This is a genomic window from Rhodopseudomonas palustris (assembly GCF_003591005.1).
GTDB classification, from domain to species: domain Bacteria; phylum Pseudomonadota; class Alphaproteobacteria; order Rhizobiales; family Xanthobacteraceae; genus Rhodopseudomonas; species Rhodopseudomonas palustris_K.
This window is the reverse complement of the sequence record NZ_QYYD01000007.1, coordinates 80,360-100,021: the sequence shown is the minus strand read 5'-3', so window position 1 is coordinate 100,021 and position 19,662 is coordinate 80,360. Positions and strand designations below refer to the sequence as shown.

17 protein-coding genes are annotated in these 19,662 nt (G+C 65.6%); 9 read left to right on the top strand and 8 right to left on the bottom strand.

The genetic code is table 11. The features are described from left to right. Positions 1–16 precede the first annotated feature (16 nt). Together D4Q52_RS08650 and megL are read right to left on the bottom strand one after the other, a co-directional pair. On the bottom strand, positions 17–2,578 hold the full coding sequence (locus tag D4Q52_RS08650) for a sensor domain-containing protein (RefSeq protein ID WP_119856142.1): 2,562 nt from the start codon (positions 2,576–2,578) through the stop codon (positions 17–19). Positions 2,579–2,839: 261 nt separating this feature from the next. Then, complete coding sequence (gene megL, locus D4Q52_RS08645) at positions 2,840–4,075, bottom strand: methionine gamma-lyase (protein ID WP_119856236.1); 1,236 nt, start codon at positions 4,073–4,075, stop codon at positions 2,840–2,842. A gap of 108 nt (positions 4,076–4,183) precedes the next feature. On the opposite strand from megL, the gene D4Q52_RS08640 reads away from it, so the two are divergent. Continuing rightward, positions 4,184–4,666, top strand: a complete 483-nt coding sequence (locus D4Q52_RS08640) for an Lrp/AsnC family transcriptional regulator (RefSeq protein ID WP_119856141.1) — start codon at positions 4,184–4,186, stop codon at positions 4,664–4,666. Here the strand turns inward: D4Q52_RS08640 and trxC are convergent, their stop codons facing one another. The 3 genes from trxC to D4Q52_RS08625 all read right to left on the bottom strand — a co-directional run bounded on the left by trxC (position 4,667) and on the right by D4Q52_RS08625 (position 6,520). Further along, positions 4,667–5,104, bottom strand: coding sequence for a thioredoxin TrxC (gene trxC / locus D4Q52_RS08635; RefSeq protein WP_119856140.1), 438 nt, complete (start codon positions 5,102–5,104; stop codon positions 4,667–4,669). Positions 5,105–5,241: 137 nt separating this feature from the next. Continuing rightward, positions 5,242–6,225: a zinc-dependent alcohol dehydrogenase family protein gene (locus D4Q52_RS08630; RefSeq protein ID WP_119856139.1), complete on the bottom strand. Its 984-nt coding sequence runs from the start codon at positions 6,223–6,225 to the stop codon at positions 5,242–5,244. A 73-nt stretch (positions 6,226–6,298) separates the two neighbouring features. Continuing rightward, a complete protein-coding gene (locus D4Q52_RS08625; RefSeq protein ID WP_119856138.1) occupies positions 6,299–6,520 on the bottom strand; it encodes a ChaB family protein in 222 nt (73 codons plus the stop codon). A 216-nt stretch (positions 6,521–6,736) separates the two neighbouring features. Between D4Q52_RS08625 and D4Q52_RS08620 the strand changes: the two genes are divergently transcribed. The 7 genes from D4Q52_RS08620 to glgA all read left to right on the top strand — a co-directional run bounded on the left by D4Q52_RS08620 (position 6,737) and on the right by glgA (position 15,105). Further along, on the top strand, positions 6,737–7,459 hold the full coding sequence (locus D4Q52_RS08620) for a protein-L-isoaspartate(D-aspartate) O-methyltransferase (protein ID WP_119856137.1): 723 nt from the start codon (positions 6,737–6,739) through the stop codon (positions 7,457–7,459). Between the two features lie 107 nt (positions 7,460–7,566). Beyond that, positions 7,567–8,391 (top strand): universal stress protein, encoded by an 825-nt coding sequence (locus tag D4Q52_RS08615; RefSeq protein WP_119856136.1) that lies wholly within the window; start codon positions 7,567–7,569, stop codon positions 8,389–8,391. Positions 8,392–8,756: 365 nt separating this feature from the next. Continuing rightward, on the top strand, positions 8,757–9,695 hold the full coding sequence (locus tag D4Q52_RS08610) for a 1-phosphofructokinase family hexose kinase (RefSeq protein ID WP_119856135.1): 939 nt from the start codon (positions 8,757–8,759) through the stop codon (positions 9,693–9,695). A gap of 116 nt (positions 9,696–9,811) precedes the next feature. Beyond that, positions 9,812–12,124 carry an FdhF/YdeP family oxidoreductase gene (locus D4Q52_RS08605; RefSeq protein WP_119856134.1) on the top strand — a complete coding sequence of 771 codons (2,313 nt, stop codon included), beginning with the start codon at positions 9,812–9,814 and terminating at the stop codon, positions 12,122–12,124. A 63-nt stretch (positions 12,125–12,187) separates the two neighbouring features. Continuing rightward, positions 12,188–12,355 (top strand): hypothetical protein, encoded by a 168-nt coding sequence (locus tag D4Q52_RS26455; protein ID WP_182915271.1) that lies wholly within the window; start codon positions 12,188–12,190, stop codon positions 12,353–12,355. Positions 12,356–12,394: 39 nt separating this feature from the next. Beyond that, positions 12,395–13,657, top strand: a complete 1,263-nt coding sequence (gene glgC, locus D4Q52_RS08600) for a glucose-1-phosphate adenylyltransferase (protein ID WP_119856133.1) — start codon at positions 12,395–12,397, stop codon at positions 13,655–13,657. Next, positions 13,654–15,105 carry a glycogen synthase GlgA gene (gene glgA, locus D4Q52_RS08595; RefSeq protein ID WP_119856132.1) on the top strand — a complete coding sequence of 484 codons (1,452 nt, stop codon included), beginning with the start codon at positions 13,654–13,656 and terminating at the stop codon, positions 15,103–15,105. Before glgC ends, glgA begins: the two co-directional genes overlap by 4 nt. Positions 15,106–15,475: 370 nt before the next feature. Here the strand turns inward: glgA and cysK are convergent, their stop codons facing one another. After that, positions 15,476–16,471 (bottom strand): cysteine synthase A, encoded by a 996-nt coding sequence (gene cysK / locus D4Q52_RS08590; protein ID WP_119856131.1) that lies wholly within the window; start codon positions 16,469–16,471, stop codon positions 15,476–15,478. 283 nt (positions 16,472–16,754) lie between these two features. Between cysK and D4Q52_RS08585 the strand changes: the two genes are divergently transcribed. After that, a complete protein-coding gene (locus D4Q52_RS08585) occupies positions 16,755–17,312 on the top strand; it encodes an HNH endonuclease (protein WP_119856130.1) in 558 nt (185 codons plus the stop codon). A gap of 21 nt (positions 17,313–17,333) precedes the next feature. On the opposite strand, the gene D4Q52_RS08580 is transcribed toward D4Q52_RS08585, so the two are convergent. Together D4Q52_RS08580 and D4Q52_RS08570 are read right to left on the bottom strand one after the other, a co-directional pair. Next, entirely contained in the window at positions 17,334–17,852 is a 519-nt protein-coding gene (locus tag D4Q52_RS08580) for an ureidoglycolate lyase (protein WP_119856129.1), read from the bottom strand. Positions 17,853–18,136: 284 nt separating this feature from the next. Continuing rightward, a complete protein-coding gene (locus tag D4Q52_RS08570) occupies positions 18,137–19,273 on the bottom strand; it encodes an AI-2E family transporter (protein WP_119856128.1) in 1,137 nt (378 codons plus the stop codon). Positions 19,274–19,662 lie beyond the last annotated feature (389 nt).

Sequence of the window (19,662 nt, the reverse complement as noted above, 5' to 3'; positions counted from 1 at the left end):
CGGCCTTCCCTTCGGTTCAGATTTCCGTCGGAACCGCCGCCCGTCGGGCGCGGCTTCTCGCCGTCGCCAATCCACGCTCCCGCTCGATCTCCCCCGCCACCCCCACCGCCTGATCCGCCGCGACCGGCTTCGCGAACACATACCCCTGCACGAAATCGCAATCGAACATCGTGAGCAGGTCGACCTCTTCGGCCAGTTCGGCGCCTTCGGCGACGACGCACATGCCGAGGCCGTGCGCCAGCGCGATGATGCCGCCGAGCAGCTTGCGTTTTTCCGGCACGGTGGCGATGCCGGCGACGAAGGTACGGTCGATCTTCAGGCAGTTGAACGGCAGCCGCGTCAGATAGCCGAGCGACGAATAGCCGGAGCCGAAATCGTCCAGCGCCAGCCGGATGCCGAGCTTCGACAGCGCCGCGAGCGTCTGACTGACTTTCTGCTTCGTGTGATCGACGAACAGGCTTTCGGTCAGCTCCAGGCACAGCAGCTCAGCGGGCAGGCCGGTCTCGGCCAGCACCGTGGCCACGACTTTCTCGAAATCGCCGTTCCAGATCTGCGCCGGCGACACGTTCACCGAAATGGTTCGGCGCGGCCATCCGGCATCCAGCCAGACGCGCATCTGCCGGCAGGCGTCGCGCAGCACCCAATGGCCGAGCTCGACGATCAGGCCGGTGCTCTCCGCGATCGGAATGAACTCCGACGGCGAGATCGGCCCGCGTTCTGGATGGCTCCAGCGCAGCAGCGCCTCGAAGCCGCTGACACGGCCGGTCTTGAGGTCGATCTGTGGCTGAAAGTGCGTGGTGAGGCCGCCGCTCTCGACGGCGTGGCGCAGGCGCCGGCCGAGATCCAGTCGCTGATCGACCGCCTCGGCGTAGATCGGCTCGAACAGCTGCGCCCGGCCGCGTCCGGACTCCTTGGCCATGTACAGCGCCAGATCGGCGTTGCGCGACGCTTTCTCCGCGGTCGCGCCATGCTCCGGCAGCACGGCGACGCCGATGGTGGCGCCGATGCAGGCCTCGCCCTCGGCGAGTTCGACCGGGACTGATAGGTTGGCGATCAGCCGATCAGCAAGATCGAGCGGCGCTTCGTCAGGCGCACATCGGCTGTCGGCGAGCACGGCGAATTCGTCGCCGCCGATCCGGGCGATGAAGGCTTGGGGGCCGAGCTGCTGCCGCAACACGCCTGCGACGTGGATCAGCAGGCTGTCGCCGGTGGAATGACCGAGCGAGTCGTTGACTTCCTTGAAGCGGTCGAGGTCGATCAGATACAGCGCGTGTCCGTCCGCCGAGGTCGGGCTCTCGAACAGATCGGCAAGCTTGCGCTTGAACAGCGCGCGATTGGCGAGCCCGGTCAGCGGATCCGTGTAGGCGAGCTGTTCGAGCCGGCGCTCGGCCTCCTTGCGATCGGTGACGTCCTGAGCGGTGCCGATCAGGCCGATGATCTTGCCGCCTACGACTTCGGCCTTGCAGATGATCGCCAGATCGCGCGGCGCGCCGTCGGCGTGGCGGATGCGGATGTCTGCGGCTTCCGTCGTGCTGCTGCGAAGAACGCGGCCCTGCAGCTTCAGCAGACGCCGAGCATCGTCGCCCAGAAAAAACGAGATCGTGTTCTCATAGGTCGGCTCGAGCGCGTCAGGGTCCAAACCGAGCAGCTGATACAGTTCGGCCGACCAGACGGTGCGGCCGGTGTCCAGCCGGTGATGCCACGTCCCGATCTTGCCGAGCCGATGGGCTTCTTCGAGGGCCCGCGTGCGCTGGTCGAGCAGGGCGCGCGCCGCTTCGAGCTGGGTGATATCGCTCGCCGTGCCGCGATAGCCGAGGAAGCTGCCGTCCTCGGCGAAGATCGGCTTGCCGCTGGTCGAGATACTGATGCGGGAGCCATCGTTGCCGATCGAGGTGTAGACGAAGTCGCGAAACGGACGGCGGGCTTCCATGTCGGCCCGATGTCCGGCCATCGAAACTTCTTCTTCGGGCGCATAGGACAGCTCCCAGCGCGCCCTGCCGCCGGAAGCGACGGTGAGCAGCGCCGCATTGCCGTCGAGTGATTTCGGATAAGGAAGCAGCCGATGGTCGGGGCCGCTTTCCCAGCACCAGTCCGAAGCGGTGCTGACGAAATCGGCGAGGCGCTGTTCGCTTTTGGCCAACAGCCGCAGCGCGGATGTTTCCGACGTGATGTCGCGGACGATGCCGAACACCCGCCGGACCTGACCGTCTGAATCGAATTCCGGCTCGCCGTGCACGACGCAATCGAGCTGGCGGCCATCTGCCTGGAGCAGCTTTGTCTCGATCGCAAACGGCCGGCCCTCCGCCCAGCACGCCACGTAACCGGCCTGCAGAACGTCGCGACTGTCGATCAGGTGGCGGTTGTGCGGCGCCGCAACCGGCGCGAACTCATCGAGCGGGGGCGTCTCGTAGAGGGCGGCAAAATCGGGCGACATCCAGAAGTTGACCGCAGCCGCGCTGTACGACTCCCAATACGCGATACGTGCCAGCCTCATCGCGCGCCGCAGCGACGATTCCTGATTCCAGCCTCGCGCGTCGCGTGCGGAAGGCTGCCGCAATGACACTCCCCGAACGGCCATCTTTCCCCAATCAAGACGAGCACGCACAATGGTACCGCCTATTTCGTAGCACGACGCGACCCCGCATCAGAGCGGCAAGTCTTGGCGAAGCTGCAGCGTTCTTGATCGTGGTGTAATTTACGTGAAGCCAGCCAGCGTCACCGAGACTTCACAATCCGAGTGAAACCGTAGGCTGGTGGAACTCTGTTGCGGCGTCTCGCAGCGTACGCTGTGCCGCTGCTTCAACCGTCGTGCCCGCGGGCGATCGGTGAGCAGACGGACTTAATAAGAGCTACCAGCTTCCCCAAGCGCATCACGTGCAAAGCGAGGCGCTTGCAACGCCCCCATCAAATCCGCGCGCAGGTCTTCGTAGTCTTCCAGCCCCACCGAGATACGAATCAGACCGTCCGTGAACCCGTGCCGCGCACGCTCGGCGGGGTCATAAGTGGCATGCGTCATGCTGGCCGGGTGCTGGATCAGGGTCTCGGCGTCGCCGAGGCTGACCGCGCGGGTGGCGAGCCTGACGTTGTCCATGAAGCCGCGTCCGGCGGCGAGGCCGCCTTTCAGTTCAAGTGCCACCATGCCGCCCGGTTGCCGCATCTGACGCTGCGCGAGCGCGTGCTGCGGATGGCTGTCGAGGCCCGGGTAGTAGACGGCGGCGACAGCGGGATGGGCCTGCAGATCGTGCGCGAGCCTCGTTGCGGTGGCGCTGTGGCGGTCCATGCGCAGGTTCAGCGTCTTGAGGCCGCGCAGAATCAGGAAGGCGTCGAACGCCGAGATGCAGGCGCCGTTCAGCTCCTTGATACCAACGAAGCGGAGCTGGTCGATGACCTCTTTCGGCCCCACCACCGCGCCCGCCAGCAGGTCGCCATGGCCGCCGAGATATTTGGTGGCCGAATGGACGACGAGATCGGCGCCGAGCCCGAGAGGCTGCTGCAGGTAGGGGGTGCAATAGGTGTTGTCGACGACCAGGCGCACGCCGGCGCGGCGGCAGATCTCGGCGCAGGCGGCGATATCGACCACGCGCATGTTCGGATTGGTCGGGGTCTCGGTGAACACCAGCCTGGAGTTCGGCGCAAGCGCGGCCTGCAGATTGGCCGGCTCGGTAAGATCCGCGAAGGTCACCTGGATGCCGAACCGCGGCAGATGATGCTCGAACAGCCCGAAGGTGCAGCCATACAACATCTGATCGGCGACGATGCCGTCACCGGCCTGCAGCAGCGTCCAGATCACCGCCGTGAGGGCGCCGACGCCCGACGAGGTGGCGAGCGCAGCCTCGCCGCCCTCCAACGCCGCCAGCCGGCTTTCCAGCACCGCCACCGTTGGGTTGCCGACCCGCGAATACACAAATCCCTCGGCCTCGCCGGCGAACCGCGCGGCGCCCTCGGCGGCGCTGGTGAACGCGTAGGTCGAGGTCAGGAACAGCGGTGGATTTAGCGCGCCGTGATGCGCCAGCGGGTCATAGCCGTGGTGGATTGCCGTGGTGGCAAAGCCGGGGCTACGAGCGGATTCGGTCATGGATGCCTCCTTGACCGCCAGTATGGCCGGAAAGCAGCCGTCAAACTTGCCAATCATGCTAAGAAAGAACTAAAGCTTAGCAATATTGATCATTATTTGGCGCAGCAAATGCTTGGTCCTGCCAAAATCGCCTTTGATGCGATTGACCTGAGAATCCTTGCCGCGCTGCAGGCCGACGCGCGGATCCCGAATATCGTGCTGGCCGAGAAGGTCGGGCTGTCGCCATCGCCGTGCTCGCGCCGGGTGAAGCTGCTCGAGCAGGCCGGCGTACTGGCAGGCTACCAGGCGCTGATCGACCGCGCCGCGGTCGGGCTGGCGGTCACCGCGTTCGCCTTCATCCGGGTTGAACGGCATTCGCGCGATAATGCGGACAGCTTCATCGCCGCGGTGCAGACCATGCCGGAGGTGATCGCCTGCCATCTGGTGTCGGGCGACAGCGACTTCCTGCTCGAAGTGGTGGTGCCGGATATCGCCAGCTATGAGGCAACCGTGCTGCGCGGCCTGCTGGCGCTGCCCTTGGTGCGGGATATCCGCACCTCGTTCGCGATGCGCAGCTACAAGCTCAACGGTCCGCTGCCCCTGCCGGCCTGATCACGTCGGCAGATGCTGCCGCACCCAGCGCACGATCTGCTGTGCCGGCATTGCGCCCGAGGTGCGGGCGCGCTCGCGGCCGTTCTCGAACAGGATCATGGTCGGGATGCCCTGGATGCCGAGCCGGGCGGCGATCGGCTGATTGGCGTCGGAGTTGAGCTTGATCAGCCGCACGCTCGGTTCGAGTTCGCGGGCCGCGGACTCATAGGCCGGCGCCATCGCGTGGCACGGCCCGCACCAAGGGGCCCAGACGTCTACCAGCACCGGCACGCTGCTGCGCGCCAGCTGCTTGTCGAACACCTCGCCGCTCACGTCGGCCGGATGGCCTTCGAAAAGTCTGTTGCCGCACTTGCCGCATTTGCCGTCCAGCGCCGGTCGCTGCTCCGGCAGCCGATTGACGCCACCACAATGCGTACACACTACGAGATTGTCGGACATGATCGGGTCTCCTCGCAGACAGATGTAGTGGTGTTCTGCGGCATTGCGAGGCGGCGAAGCCGACGAAGCAATCCAGCTCGGCACGCGCGGCTAATGATTGCTTCGCCTTCGGCTCGTAATGACGGGGCAAGATGTCGCTACGGTACCAGCACGGCGGCGCCGAGCAGTTCGCCGGCGCGCAGCTTCGTCAGCACGGCATTGGCATCGCGCAGCGGGAAAGCGTGGGTCGCGGTCTTGATGCCGGCCCGCTGCGCCACCTTGAAGAAATCGACGCCGTCCTGCCGGGTCAGGTTGGCAACCGAGACGAGCTGGCGTTCTTCCCACAGCAGATCATACGGAAAGCTCGGGATGTCGCTCATATGGATCCCGGCGCAGACCACGCGGCCGCCTTTGCGCACCGCCTTCAGCGCGGCCGGCACCAGGCTGCCGACCGGCGCATAGATGATCGCGGCGTCGAGCGGCCGCGGTGGCAGCTGCGCCGATGCGCCGGCCCACACCGCGCCAAGGCTGCGGGCGAAATCCTGCGCGGCGACGTCGCCCTCGCGGGTGAAGGCATAGACCTGCCGGCCCTGCCAGCGCGCGACCTGCGCCACGATATGCCCGGCGGCGCCGAACCCGTAGATGCCGAGCCGCTCCGCCGCGCCGGCGATCACCAGCGAACGCCAGCCGATCAGTCCGGCACACAGCAGCGGTGCGATCGCGACGTCGTCGCCGGCCTCGCCGAGCGGAAACGCGTAGCGCGCATCGGCGATGACGTGGGTGGCGAAGCCGCCGTCGCGGGTGTAGCCGGTGAACAGCGGCGCATCGCACAAATTCTCCCTGCCGCTCGTGCAGTAGTGGCACACCCCGCAAGTATGGCCGAGCCACGGAATGCCGACGCGGGCACCAATTTGATGCGTGGCGACGCCGCTGCCGAGCGCCGCGACGCGTCCGACGATCTCGTGGCCGGGAATGATCGGAGTGCGGATGTGTGGCAGTTCGCCATCGACGACGTGCAGGTCGGTGCGGCACACGCCGCAGGCGGCCACGCTCACCAGCACCTCGCCGTCGCCGGGTTGCGGCGTGTCTCGCTGCTGCAGCACCAATGGCTGACCCGGCGCCGTCAAGACCATCGCCTCCATGGTGGGGCTCCGATGGCAGATATCGACTGCCGCCGACCATATCGCGGCCGCAGCGATCGTTCAAAGACGCCTGTTACTTCCGATCCCGCGCCACCCAGTTTTCACCCTGCTTGCGGTACTGCTTCTTCACCGCCGCCCAGGCGACGCGGTGCGCGGAGCTTTCCTGATCTTCGGGGATGCGATCCTGGTACTCGGCGCAAGCGTTGTTGAATGCCGCGACATAGATCTCCTGGGCATGCAGCGGCAACCGGACCTGCAGCGCTGGCGGAAGATCATCGGTCGAACTATACGGCATCGCGGCGTCCCCGAAGCGGCTTGAATCGTTGCGCTGCCCCCGTGGTCGGCAGCGCATTGGCCGAAACGCTCGCACCCGATTGCGGCGGGCTCGCGTCACCCACGCGGCAGCGGCGGCCTGTCCTTGATGCGGATCAAAGGCGCTGGGGGATCTCGACCTAGGATACGCTTCAAGTCGGGACGGGCAGAGGCTTGGCCGACGATCGGGGAGGGTGCGATGGCATCTCCAGAGGCTCGGCGTTCGCCGGCTTGCGGGCCGGCCGACAGCTTTGCGGAGCGGCGCGCCCGGATGGTCGAGACACAAATCTGCGCCCGCGGCGTCCAGGACCCGCGCGTGCTGGCCGCAATGGCCAGGGTGCCACGCGAGGCCTTCGTGCCCGAACTCACCCGTCAGCTTGCGTATGACGATTCGCCGCTGCCGATCGGTTGCGACCAGACCATCTCACAGCCTTACATCGTCGCCGTGATGATCGAAGCGCTGCAGCTCAAAGGTGGCGAGCGCGTGCTGGAGATCGGCGCCGGCTCCGGCTATGCGGCGGCGGTGCTGGCCGAGATCGCCGGGACGGTGGTGACGATCGAACGCGTCGCCGCGCTGGCCGAGCGCGCCCGCACCACGCTGGCAGACCTCAGTATTCGCAATGTCGAGGTCCGCGAAGGCGACGGCAGTCGCGGCTGTCGGGAGCGTGCGCCGTTCGACGCCATCGTGGTGGCGGCCGGCGGCCCGCAAGTGCCTGACTCGCTGAAAGCGCAGCTGGCAACCGGCGGCCGGCTGGTGATGCCGGTCGGCGCCGATCAGCTCACGCAGAAATTGGTGCGCGTCACCCGCGCGGCTGACGGGCAGTTCGTCACCGAAGACCTGACCGACGTCCGCTTCGTGCCGTTGATCGGCGCCGAAGGCTGGAGCGCCGCCGATGTCGAGCCCACCGGGGCGCCCCAATGAGTCCTGCAGTCACGCGCCAACCGTCGCGCGAAAGCCACCCCCGCAATGCTATACACATGCGCGCGTTGCGCACGCGCCAAACGATCACCTGCTAAGAGGGACGCACCATGATCAAGGATCTCATCGTCAATCTCGAATCGAACGCGGCGCGGGACCGCGTCGTCGACGTAGCGCTGGCGATCGCCCGAGCCTTCGACGCCCATGTGTCCGGTGTCTGCTTCGCCTATGATTCGCTGCCGAGCTTCACGATGCCGGACTTCCCGTCCGAGGTGCTGACCAAGATGCTGGCCGCCAACGAGGCGGCGGCGCGCCTCGCGGTCGAGCGATTCGAGACGGCCTGCAAGCGCGAGGGCGTATCGGCCGCGCATCATCTGCTGGAGACGCCCTACGGCACCTCGGGCCGTTTTCCCAAGATGGCGCGGCGGTTCGACCTGTCGGTGATCATGCAGTCCGATCCGGAAAACGGCGACAACGACGTGTTGATCGAACAGGTGCTGTTTGATTCCGGCCGGCCGGTGCTGATCGTCCCTTACATCCAGAAGGATGCGGTCAAGCTCGATCGCGTGGTGTGCTGTTGGGACGGCAGCCGCGCCGCGACCCGCGCCATCAACGACGCACGACCGTTCCTGCGCCGCGCCGCCGTCGTCGAACTGCTGATCGTGCGCGACCAAAAGGTGCGCGACGACAGCGAGCTGCGCGGCATCGAGATGGCCAATCATCTGGCGCGCCACGGCATCAAGCTCGACATCAAGGTGATCACCGCGCCCGATATCGGCGTCGCCGGCACCATCCTGTCGCACGTCGCGGATACGGCCGCCGACCTGCTGGTGATGGGCGGCTACGGCCATTCAAGACTGCGCGAATTCGTGCTCGGCGGCGTGACGCGCGAGATGCTGGCGTCGATGACCGTGCCGGTAGTGATGTCGCATTGAGGCGGCTGTCATTGCCCCCGCATGCTCGGTCCAGGAGTTGATGGCTGCAACACACACCCGACATCATTCTGAGCCGTCGCCAAGTTAGCGGCGGATCCGGGGGATAGACTGCGCATTCCGGCCGCACCCTTCAAGGCTCGCTGCGCTCGCGCCTCAGGGTGACGACGCAGTCGAGAAGCAGACGTCTCAGTCGCTGCGACATCCCGGCGGCTAGACGGTTGACGCGCGTCAACGGCAGAACGGGAGCTGCGCGTCAGACATGATCGCGCCGGCAGCGCGATGACGCGCCGCTGGCGTCGTTCGTTTGTCATTCGGATTTTCCCCCGCCCCCTTCCCCAGCACGCCAGACCCGGAGACTGCCCGCGATGGTCGATATCGTGACCCTCACGCCCAATCCTGCCATCGATCTGTCGACCTCGGTCGAGCGGCTGGTGCCGAGCCGCAAGTTGCGCTGCGCCGCGCAGCAGCGGGATCCGGGCGGCGGCGGCATCAATGTGGCGCGGGTGGTGAAGCGGTTCGGCGGCGATGTCGAGGCGATCTATCCGGCCGGCGGTTTCACCGGCCGGCTGCTGCGCTCGCTGCTCGACCGCGAACAGATCCCCAGCCGCGTAATTGCATCCGAAGCCGAGACCCGCGAGGATTTCTCGGTCACCGAAGCGGCGACCGGTCAGCAATTCCGTTTCGTGCTGCCGGGCCTGCCGCTGGCCGAAACAGAATGGCGCGGGCTGCTGGAGATTCTCGGCGGCACCTCGCCTGCGCCGAAGATCGTGGTCGGCAGCGGTAGCCTGCCCCCCGGCGTGCCGACTGATTTCTACGCCCAGGCCGCCGCAGTGGCGAAGCGGATCGGCGGCAGTTTCTATCTCGATACGTCCGGAGCGCCACTGATGGCGGCGCTCGATCACGGCGTCACGCTGATCAAGCCTAATCTGCGCGAGATGCAGGAACTGGCCGGCCGGTCGCTCACGAGCGACCAGGACTACGTAGCGGCCGCGCGGCAACAGATCCAGACCGGCAAGGTCGAGATCGTCGCGCTGTCGCTCGGTCATCTCGGCGCGCTGCTGGTGACGAAAGACGAAGCGTTGCGCTCGCCGGCACTGCCGGTCAATCAGGTTTCGACCGTCGGGGCCGGTGACAGTTTTCTCGGCGCGATCGCCTATAGCCTGGCGCAAGGGCGCTCAATCGAGGATGGCTTCCGTCGCGCACTGGCCTCGGGTTCTGCGTCGCTGACCATGCACGGCACCGAATTGTGCCGGCCGGCGGATGTCGATCGGTTGTGCGGCGAGGTGGTGATCGAGCGGTTGTGATCGCAGCGCCGGGCTCGGCTTTTTGCAACGCGCAAGCGTGACCGCCCGGTTCGGAACTGTTGCCGGAACCACCTGTTGTCCGTCCGCTTGGCACAGGCGCCAGCCAGGAGCGGATCATGGCCCAGGACGACACCCGAACCCACGAAGCGGACCTTCCCGAAAACGGTGATCGCACGGTCGAATACGACGGTCCGGCCGGCGGCTGGGGCTCGCTGCAGGGCATCGCGCGAATCTTCGGCAAGGAATGGAATACGCCGACGGTAATCGAGACGCTGATGCGGCAGAACAAGCCGAAAGGCTTCATGTGCGTGTCGTGCTCGTGGGCCAAGCCGGCCGATTATCACACCTTCGAATTCTGCGAGAACGGTGCCAAGGCGACGCTGTGGGAGCTGACCACCGCGCGCTGCACGCCGGAGTTTTTTGCCGACCACACCGTCACCGAGCTGCGCAGTTGGGCCGACCATGATCTGGAGATGCAAGGCCGGCTGACCGACCCGCTGCGCTATGATCCGGCAACCGATCGCTATGTGCCCTGCGGCTGGGACGAGGCGTTCCAAGCCATCGGTGAGCACCTGAGCGCGCTCGATCCGAAATCGGTGATCTTCTATGCCTCGGGCCGCGCCAGCCTCGAAACGTCGTATCTCTACGCGCTGTTGGCGCGGCTGTACGGCAACAACAATCTGCCGGACAGCTCCAACATGTGCCACGAGACCACCTCGGTGGCGCTGAAGAAAACCATCGGCGTCGGCGTCGGCACGGTGGTGTTCGACGATCTTGCCAAGTGCGACGCGATGTTCTTCTTCGGCCAGAACACCGGCTCGAACAGCCCGCGCTTCCTGCATCCGTTGCAGGACGCCGCCAAGCGCGGCGTGCCGATCGTCACCTTCAATCCGGTGCGCGAGAGGGGCCTCGAAAGCTTCGTCAATCCGCAGAGCCCGACCGAGATGCTGACCGGCCGCGAGACGCCGATCTCGAGCCAGTATCATCAGGTCAAGGCCGGCGGCGACATCGCGGTGCTGATCGGCATGTGCAAGCACGTCTTCGCCAAGGACGACGAAGCGAAGCTCCAAGGCAAGCGCGTGCTCGACGTCGCTTTCATCGAAGCGCATACCAGCGGGCTCGACGCATTCGAAGCCAAGGTGCGGGCGACGTCGTGGCAACAGATCGAGGCCGAGTCGGGTCTCAGCCGCGCCGCGATCGAAGCCGCCGCGCAGGTTTATGTCGAAGCCGACCGTGTCATCGGCATCTACGGCATGGGGCTGACCCAGCATGTGCACGGCTTCGACAACGTTGCGATGCTGCTGAATCTGCTGCTGCTCAAGGGCAATATCGGCCGCGACGGCACTGGTATCTCGCCGGTGCGCGGTCACTCCAACGTCCAAGGCCAGCGCACCGTCGGCATTTCGGAAAAGCCGGAGTTGGTGCCGCTCGACAAGATGGCCGAGCAGTTCGGCTTCACGCCGCCACGCGACAAAGGCATGAACACGGTCGAAGCCTGTCATGGCCTGCTCGAAAGCAAGGTCAAGGCGTTCATCGGCCTCGGGGGCAATTTCGTCCGCGCCATTCCGGACCAGGAGGTGCTGGAGAAAGCCTGGACGCGCATGCAGCTCACCGTGCAGATCGCCACCAAACTCAATCGCAGCCATCTGGTGAACGGCAAGGTCGCGTATCTGCTGCCGTGTCTCGGCCGCACCGAGCAGGACGTGCAGGCCAGCGGTCCGCAGGCCGTGACCATGGAGGATACGTTCAGCTGCATCCAGGGTTCGATCGGACTGCGTCAGCCGGCGAGCGCCAATCTGAAATCCGAACTGGCGATCGTCGCCGGCATCGCCAAGGCGACGCTGCCGTCAAACCCGAAGGTGCGCTGGGACGAATGGGTTGCCGACTACGGCATGGTGCGCGACCTGATCGAAGAGAGCTATCCGGACATGTTCCACGACTTCAACGGCCGGATGTTCACCCCCGGCGGGTTCTACAAGGGCAACGCCGCGCGCGAGCGGATCTGGAAAACCGAAAGCGGCAAGGCCGAGTTCACGACGCCCGATCGATTGAGTTCGCTCGGCTTCGACGACGCGCCGGGCCGCTACCGGCTGATGACGCTGCGCTCCAACGATCAGTTCAACACCACGATCTACGGCATGAGCGATCGGCTGCGCGGCATCGAAGGTCGCCGCGATGTGTTGCTGATCAATCCGGACGAGATGGCCAAGGCCGGCCTCTCGGACGGTCAGATGGTCTGGCTCGAGACCGACGCGGCCGACGGCGTGCATCGCGAGGTCGGGCCGCTCAAGGTGACGCCATTCCGGCTGCCGGACGGCTGCCTCGCGGGCTATTATCCCGAGCTCAATCCGCTGATCCCGCTCAGCCACCATGACAAGGAATCGAAGACGCCTGCCAACAAGTCCGTGCCGGTCCGGATCCGCGCATAACCATGTGACGCGATCGCGTCATCGAAACTTCACCTGCATCGATCATTCGTCTGAAATGAGCCGATGCGGGCTGGTTTTTCGTGCGAGGGCGTTGCGCCGCAGCCTCACACCAGCTTTGACTGGATCGCGCGCGGTGACGTCTGCCGCCGCGGCGTCGTGGTGGCATTGCAACGCTTCCCGGCCTCCGCCAAACTGTTGGCGCTGCGTATCGTCGGCCGCAGCATCGTCTGAATTGGAAGGTCCGCCACCGGCGGCATATTGAGAGGCTTCATGAGTCAAGGTGTCACCGCTCCGTACGCTCGCCATGCCATGGCTTATGTGTTGGCGGGAGGGCGCGGAAGCCGGCTGATGGAATTGACCGACTGGCGCGCCAAGCCGGCGGTGTATTTCGGCGGCAAGTCCCGCATCATCGATTTCGCGCTGTCCAACGCGCTGAATTCCGGCATCCGCCGCATCGCGGTGGCGACGCAGTACAAGGCGCACAGCCTGATCCGGCATCTGCAGCGCGGCTGGAACTTCTTCCGTCCGGAACGCAACGAGAGCTTCGACATCCTGCCGGCGAGCCAGCGTGTGTCTGACGACATGTGGTACCGGGGCACGGCGGATGCGGTGTATCAGAACATCGACATCATCGAGAGCTACGATCCGAAGTTCATCGTGCTGCTGGCCGGCGACCACGTCTACAAGATGGACTATGAGTTGATGCTGCAGCAGCACGTCGAGCAGGGCGCCGACGTCACCGTCGGCTGCCTCGAAGTCGACCGCAGCGAAGCGCGCGCCTTCGGCGTGATGCATGTCGACGCCAAGGACGTCATCCAATCGTTCCTGGAGAAGCCCGACGATCCGCCCGCGATGCCCGGCAAGCCCGACAAGGCGCTCGCCAGCATGGGCATCTATGTGTTCGACACCAAATTCCTGCTCGACGAATTGCGCCGCGACGCTGCCGATCCGAATTCGTCGCACGATTTCGGCAAGGACATCATCCCCTACATCGTCAAGCACGGCAAAGCCGTCGCGCATCTGTTCGACAAATCGTGCCGCCGATCGAATTCGGAAGCCACCAGCTATTGGCGCGACGTCGGCACCGTCGACGCGTATTGGGCCGCCAATATCGACCTCACCGACATCGTGCCGCAGCTCGACCTGTATGATCGTGAGTGGCCGATCTGGACTTATGGCGAAATCACCCCGCCGGCGAAATTCGTCCACGACAAGGACGGACGCCGCGGCGAGGCGGTGTCGTCGCTGGTGTCGGGCGGCTGCATCATCTCGGGCGCATCGCTGCGCCACACGCTGCTGTTCACCGGCGTGCGGGTGCATTCCTATTCGCATGTCGAGGGCGCGGTGATCCTGCCCTACGCGGACATCGCGCGGTCGTGCCGGCTCAAGAATGTGGTGGTCGACGCCGAAGTGCGGATACCCGACGGGCTGGTGGTGGGCGAAGATCCTGAACTCGATGCCAAGCGGTTCAGGCGCACCGACAACGGCATCTGCCTCATCACCCGCGCCATGATCGAGAAGCTCGAGCAATGACATCTCTGGCGGCGCTGTCGATCGCGTCGGAAATCTTCCCGCTGATCAAGACCGGCGGTCTCGCCGACGTCGCCGGCGCGCTGCCGAGCGCGCTGAAGCCGCACGGCATCGCGATGCGCACGCTGGTGCCCGGTTATCCGGCCGTGCTCGGCGGCATTGAGCCGCCGCAGATCGTGCACAGCTTCGCCGATCTGTTCGGCGGCAGCGCGCGATTACTTGCGGCGCGCTGCGAGGAGCTGGAGCTGCTGGTGCTCGACGCGCCGCATCTCTACGTGCGCCCCGGCAATCCGTATGTCGGGCCGGACGCCATGGATTGGCCCGACAACGCCTTCCGGTTCGCCGCGCTCGCCAAGGTCGCGGCCGAGATCGGCCAGGGTCTGCTGCCGGGCTACGCGCCGGACGTGCTGCACGCGCATGATTGGCAGGCCGGCCTGGTGCCGGCCTATCTGCGCTATTCCGGCAGGCCGGGGCCGAAGACGGTCTTCACCATCCATAACCTCGCCTATCAGGGCCGGTTCGAGCGTGAACTCCTCGAGCGGCTCGGGCTGCCCGCGCGGTCGTTCAGCCTCGATGGCGTCGAGTATTGGGGCGGCATCGGCTTTCTCAAGGCTGGGCTGCAGCTCGCCGACCGAATCACCACGGTGTCGCCGAGCTACGCGCAGGAGATCCAAACTTCCGAGGCCGGCATGGGGTTGGAAGGCCTGTTGCGGCTGCGTGCCGATCGGCTCAGCGGCATCCTCAACGGCATCGACACCAAGGTCTGGGATCCGGCTGCGGATGAGTTGATACCTGTCACCTACGATCTGGAGACGATCGGCGCCCGTGCCCGCAACAAGCAGGCGCTGCAGACCCGGTTCGGACTGAAGACAGACCCGGCGGCATTGCTGCTGGGCGTGGTCAGCCGGCTGTCGTGGCAGAAGGGCCTTGACATGCTGCTCGAGGTGCTGCCCGCCCTGCTGGCGGAGGGCATCCAGCTGGCGCTGCTCGGCTCCGGCGACGCCCCGCTGGAAGTGGGATTTCGCGCGGCCGCGCTGGCGCATCCGGGGCAGGTCGGCGTGGTGATCGGCTATGATGAAGCGCTGGCGCATCAGATCCAGGCCGGTGCCGACGTGCTGCTGGTGCCGTCGCGGTTCGAGCCCTGCGGCCTCACTCAGCTATGCGCGCTGCGCTACGGCGCGGTGCCGGTGGTGGCGCGGGTCGGCGGCCTTGCCGATACGGTGGTGGACGCCAACGAAATGGCGATCGCCACCGGGGTCGCCACCGGCGTGCAATTCTCGCCGGTGACGGCCGAGATGCTCGCCAAAGCTCTGACCAAGACCAGCGCGCTCTACGCCGACCACACCACCTGGCGCAATCTGCAGATCAACGGCATGACCACCGATGTGTCGTGGAAAAACCCGGCGCAGCACTACGCGAAGCTGTATCGCGAGCTGGTGGCGGAAGTCTGACTCTTACGGATAGCTGCAGTTACGGATCCCGGGCCTCACCCCGAGTCATTCCGGGGCGCGTAGCGCAGCGCAGCGAACCCGGAATCTCTGCGGCAGACCGGTGCACAACAACTTTGAGATTCCGGGTTCGCGCGGCTTTGCCGCGCGCCACGGAATGACGTGCCTGCGGCTGTCGATCAGGTGCGGCAGAGCCAGCCCCTCTCACAGCCGTCATCCCCGCGAAGGCGGGGATTCCAGTATCCCAGTGAACTCGTTATTACGCCGCGTGCTGACAACGTGGCGCTCTGGAATACTGGGTCGCCCGGGCGATGACCGGGGTGTTCGGGGTGCGTGCTCGCACCCCGATGATCGTGTCGCAAGGCGAGCGGCCTCACACGCCTTCGAACAGCGCGGTCGACAGATAGCGTTCCGAGAACGACGGCACGATCGCCACGATGGTCTTGCCGGCGTTTTCCGGGCGCTTGCCGAGTTCGATCGCGGCCGCGATCGCGGCGCCGGACGAGATGCCGCCCGGGATGCCTTCGTGGCGGGCCAGCGCCCGCGAGGTTTCGATCGCGGTCGGACCGGCGACTTTCACGACTTCATCGATCACCGAACGGTCGAGGATGTCCGGCACGAAGCCGGCGCCGATGCCCTGGATCTTGTGCGGGCCGGGTTGGCCGCCCGACAGCACCGGGCTTTCCTCCGGCTCGACCGCGACGATCCTGATCGATGGCTTGCGCGGCTTCAGGACCTGGCCGACGCCCGTGATGGTGCCGCCGGTGCCGACGCCGGCGACGAAAATGTCGATACCGCCGTTGGTGTCGTTCCAGATCTCCTCGGCGGTGGTGCGGCGGTGCACTTCCGGATTGGCAAGGTTCTTGAACTGCTGCGGCATCACCGCGTTCGGGGTCGAGGCGATCAGCTCCTCGGCTTTGGCGATGGCGCCCTTCATGCCCTTGGCGGCCTCCGTCAGCACCAGCTCGGCGCCAAGGAAGGCCAGCATCTTGCGACGCTCGACCGACATCGATTCCGGCATGACCAGCTTCAGCCGGTAGCCTTTAGCGGCGGCCACGAATGCCAGCGCGATGCCGGTGTTGCCGGAGGTCGGCTCGATCAGGATGGTGTCCGGCTTGATGATGCCTTCGCGCTCCATTGCGGCGATCATCGCGGCGCCGATGCGGTCCTTCACGCTGGAGGCCGGGTTGAAATATTCCAGCTTGGCCAGGATCGTCGCCTTGACGCCGTTCAGCCCTGGCAGCCGGTTCAGGCGCACCAGCGGCGTATCGCCATAGGCATCGGCGATCGAATCATAGACACGGCCGCGGCCGGGCTGATGGGCTGGGGTGGCGACGGGCTTGAGCGAAGCGGTGGCTGCGGTGGACATGGACGTCTCCTGGCTGGTCAGGGTCGAATGAGGCCTGGTTGCTGTTCATCTGATAGATGGATCACGCGGTCGTCAACGCGGCCGGTAAATATGGAACATTCCCCTCTGCTGCCAGGTGTTCCGGAATGTCCATTCTCCCGTTCGCGTTCAATTTGGACGGAATTCCCGCGCCGGAATGGCTTCCATTTGGTGCCGCGCCCTTCACAACGGCGTCACGCTGGCTGTAGTATCTCTGCAGCATGCTGCTTCGCAGCGTCGATCGGACGGGAGTCAGGAGCGTTTCTTGAACGCGCATGTCTCACAAGGCGGTTGGCCGGTGCTGGTGTTGAACGCGGACTTCCGGCCGCTCAGCTACTATCCGCTATCGCTTTGGTCGTGGCAGGACGCGATCAAGGCGGTGTTTCTCGATCGCGTCAACATCGTGGAGCACTACGACCGCGCGGTTCATAGCCCCAATCTCGATATCCAGCTGCCGAGCGTCGTCTCGCTGAAATCCTTCGTGAAGCCGTCGACCCATCCGGCCTTCACCCGGTTCAACGTCTTCCTGCGCGACAAGTTCTCCTGCCAGTACTGCGGCGCGCCGGACGATCTGACTTTCGACCACATCATCCCGCGCTCCAAGGGCGGCCAGACCACCTGGGAGAACGTCGTGGCGGCGTGCTCGCCATGCAATTTGCGCAAGGGCAATCTGACCCCGGCGCAAGCCAAGATGTTCCCGCGCCAGGCCGCCTTCGCCCCGACAGTGCACCAGCTTCATCGCAACGGCCGGCTGTTTCCGCCGAACTATCTGCACGAGAGCTGGCTCGATTACTTGTACTGGGATACAGAGCTGGACCCATAGCGCTGAGCAGAGACGCCGTAATCAGCCCGCCGCTGGCAGGCATACTGTCCACGGCGCGTCGAACACGTGCTCTTGCAGATTGTCGCCCGGTCCGCCGCGGTCGATCACCACGAAATTCTGCGCGGCGCCGAACGGCGTCAGCACGCCGTGCCAGATATTGCGGGCGTAGCAGACGCCCTGATGCGGGGCGGTGACGAAGGCTTGCGGCGTACCAGGTAAGCCCGCTTCGTCCGGGCACACGATCACCAGAAACGGCGCGGCGTTCAGCGGTACGAACGCCTGGGCACCGAGCGGGTGGCGCTCGACCAGCGTCAGCCGCAGCGGCAATGCGTAAGGCTGCGCCTCGACCAGCCCGAGCACCACGTGTGCGCCGTCGCCGATCACGTCGATCGCAGCGAGGTCGTGATAGCGTTGCGCCATCCCGGCGTTCATCGGTCGCGGCACGCCCTGCGCGGTGTCGATCACTCGGCCGAACCGCGCGAATGCTGCAGCGGTCAGCGGTTGCGCGGTGAGGGTCCGTCCATTGGTCGGACCCGTCATCGTCCGCACCCGCGGCGGCCAAGCGCCAAATGGCGGTTGACGAACACGGGGTGATTGTAGGTCGGAGCGTTCATGGGCGTCTCGCTGCGATTCTTGCTATCAGGTTGAACTCGGCGTCGCGCTCATTCGGCGTTCGTCAGCAAGCTGGCGCATGGGGATGTGGTGTATCGGCCGCTTGCGGGCCCGCCGATCACCGCCGACGTGTACGCGCTGCGAACCGCGGCGCACCAACCTTTGGTCGATCAGTTCATTGGCCTGGTTCAGACGCTCGCCGGGCGCGCGGATCAGTCGCCCGCGCGCACCGCAGCCACGTGGCCCGGGGCATCGGCGACGACAGGTCCCGCCATCGGAGCACCGGACGTCAGCGCCTGCGTCTCGGCCGGCTGCCGGGAGATCGAGAAAATGTCCCAGGTGGCGATGAACAGCGCCGCGATCACTGGACCGATGATGAAGCCGTTGAGGCCGAACACCTGCAGGCCGCCGAGCGTCGAGATCAACACCACATAGTCCGGCATTCTGGTGTCCTTGCCGACCAATACCGGGCGTAGCACGTTGTCGACCATGCCGATCACCAGCGTGCCGAACGCGATCAGCACGACGCCCTGCCAGATCGATCCGGTGGCCAGCATGTAGATCGCCACCGGCAGCCAGACCAGGCCGGCGCCGACCGCCGGCAGCAGCGACAGGAACGACATCACCACGCCCCACAACAGCGCGCCCTTGATGCCGAGCAGATAGAAGATTACGCCGCCGAGCGCGCCCTGGATCAGCGCGATCAGCATGTTGCCCTTGACGGTGGCACGGATCACCACGGCGAATTTGCGCAGCAGCTGGCTTTCCTGCTCGACCGGCAGTGGAATCGCGCGCCGGATGCGGCCCGCCAACAGATCGCCATCGCGCAGCAGGAAGAACAGCAGATATAGCATCACGCCGAGGTTCACCACGACGTCGAGCGTACCCTGGCCGATGCCGATCGCCTGGCTGGCGATATACTGGCTGCCTTGCATCAACCCGCTCGACAGCCGCTGCTGCAGATCGGCGAGGCTGCCGATGTTGAAGCGGTCGAGAACGCCGCTGATCCAGCCCGGCGGCTCGGCGATCAGCTGCTTCAGATAGCGCAGGACATCGAGATCGCCGGATTCCACCCGCCGATACATTGCGCTGGCCTCCTGCGCCAGAGCGGCGCCGATCAGCGACAGCGGCAGCAGGACCAGCATGACGATGATCAGCAGCGTCGCCAGCGCCGCGAGATTGCGGCGGCCGTCGAGCAGCTGGGTGAACCGCCGGTTGAGCGGCGCGAAGATGATCGCCATCACCATGCCCCAGAGCACCGCGCTATAGAGCGGCAGCAGGATCCAGCCGAAGCCGATCGAGACCGCCACCAGCAGCAGGATGAAGAACGGGTTCTCCGACGCACGCATTCCCAATGTGATCCCCTTTGTGGTGGCAGAGCACAACGACCAGAACTGTCAATCGCTCCGCTCGACCCGCGACATTCCGTCAGCCTTCATCGGCGCTCACGCAAGCCGCCGTTCGACCGTGCCGGTCTGCACATCTCCCTCCGCACGGTAAGTCATTACAAAGGGAATTGAAATGCTCGGCGGACTCGCCGAGCAGCTGCCCGCTGCCGCCGTCCAAGTGCGAAACCGCGTATGACGATGAAGGTCCGTCCATTAGCCCTGGAGAGGCAGGCGGGAGAAATGTGCCAAGCAAGAGTTCCGCGCCGCAACATCCGCGGCCAACGCCAGGCCGAGCTTCGGGGCGGCGGCGACGCCGTCACTCACTCCGCCTCACCTCGGGCTTGTATCGG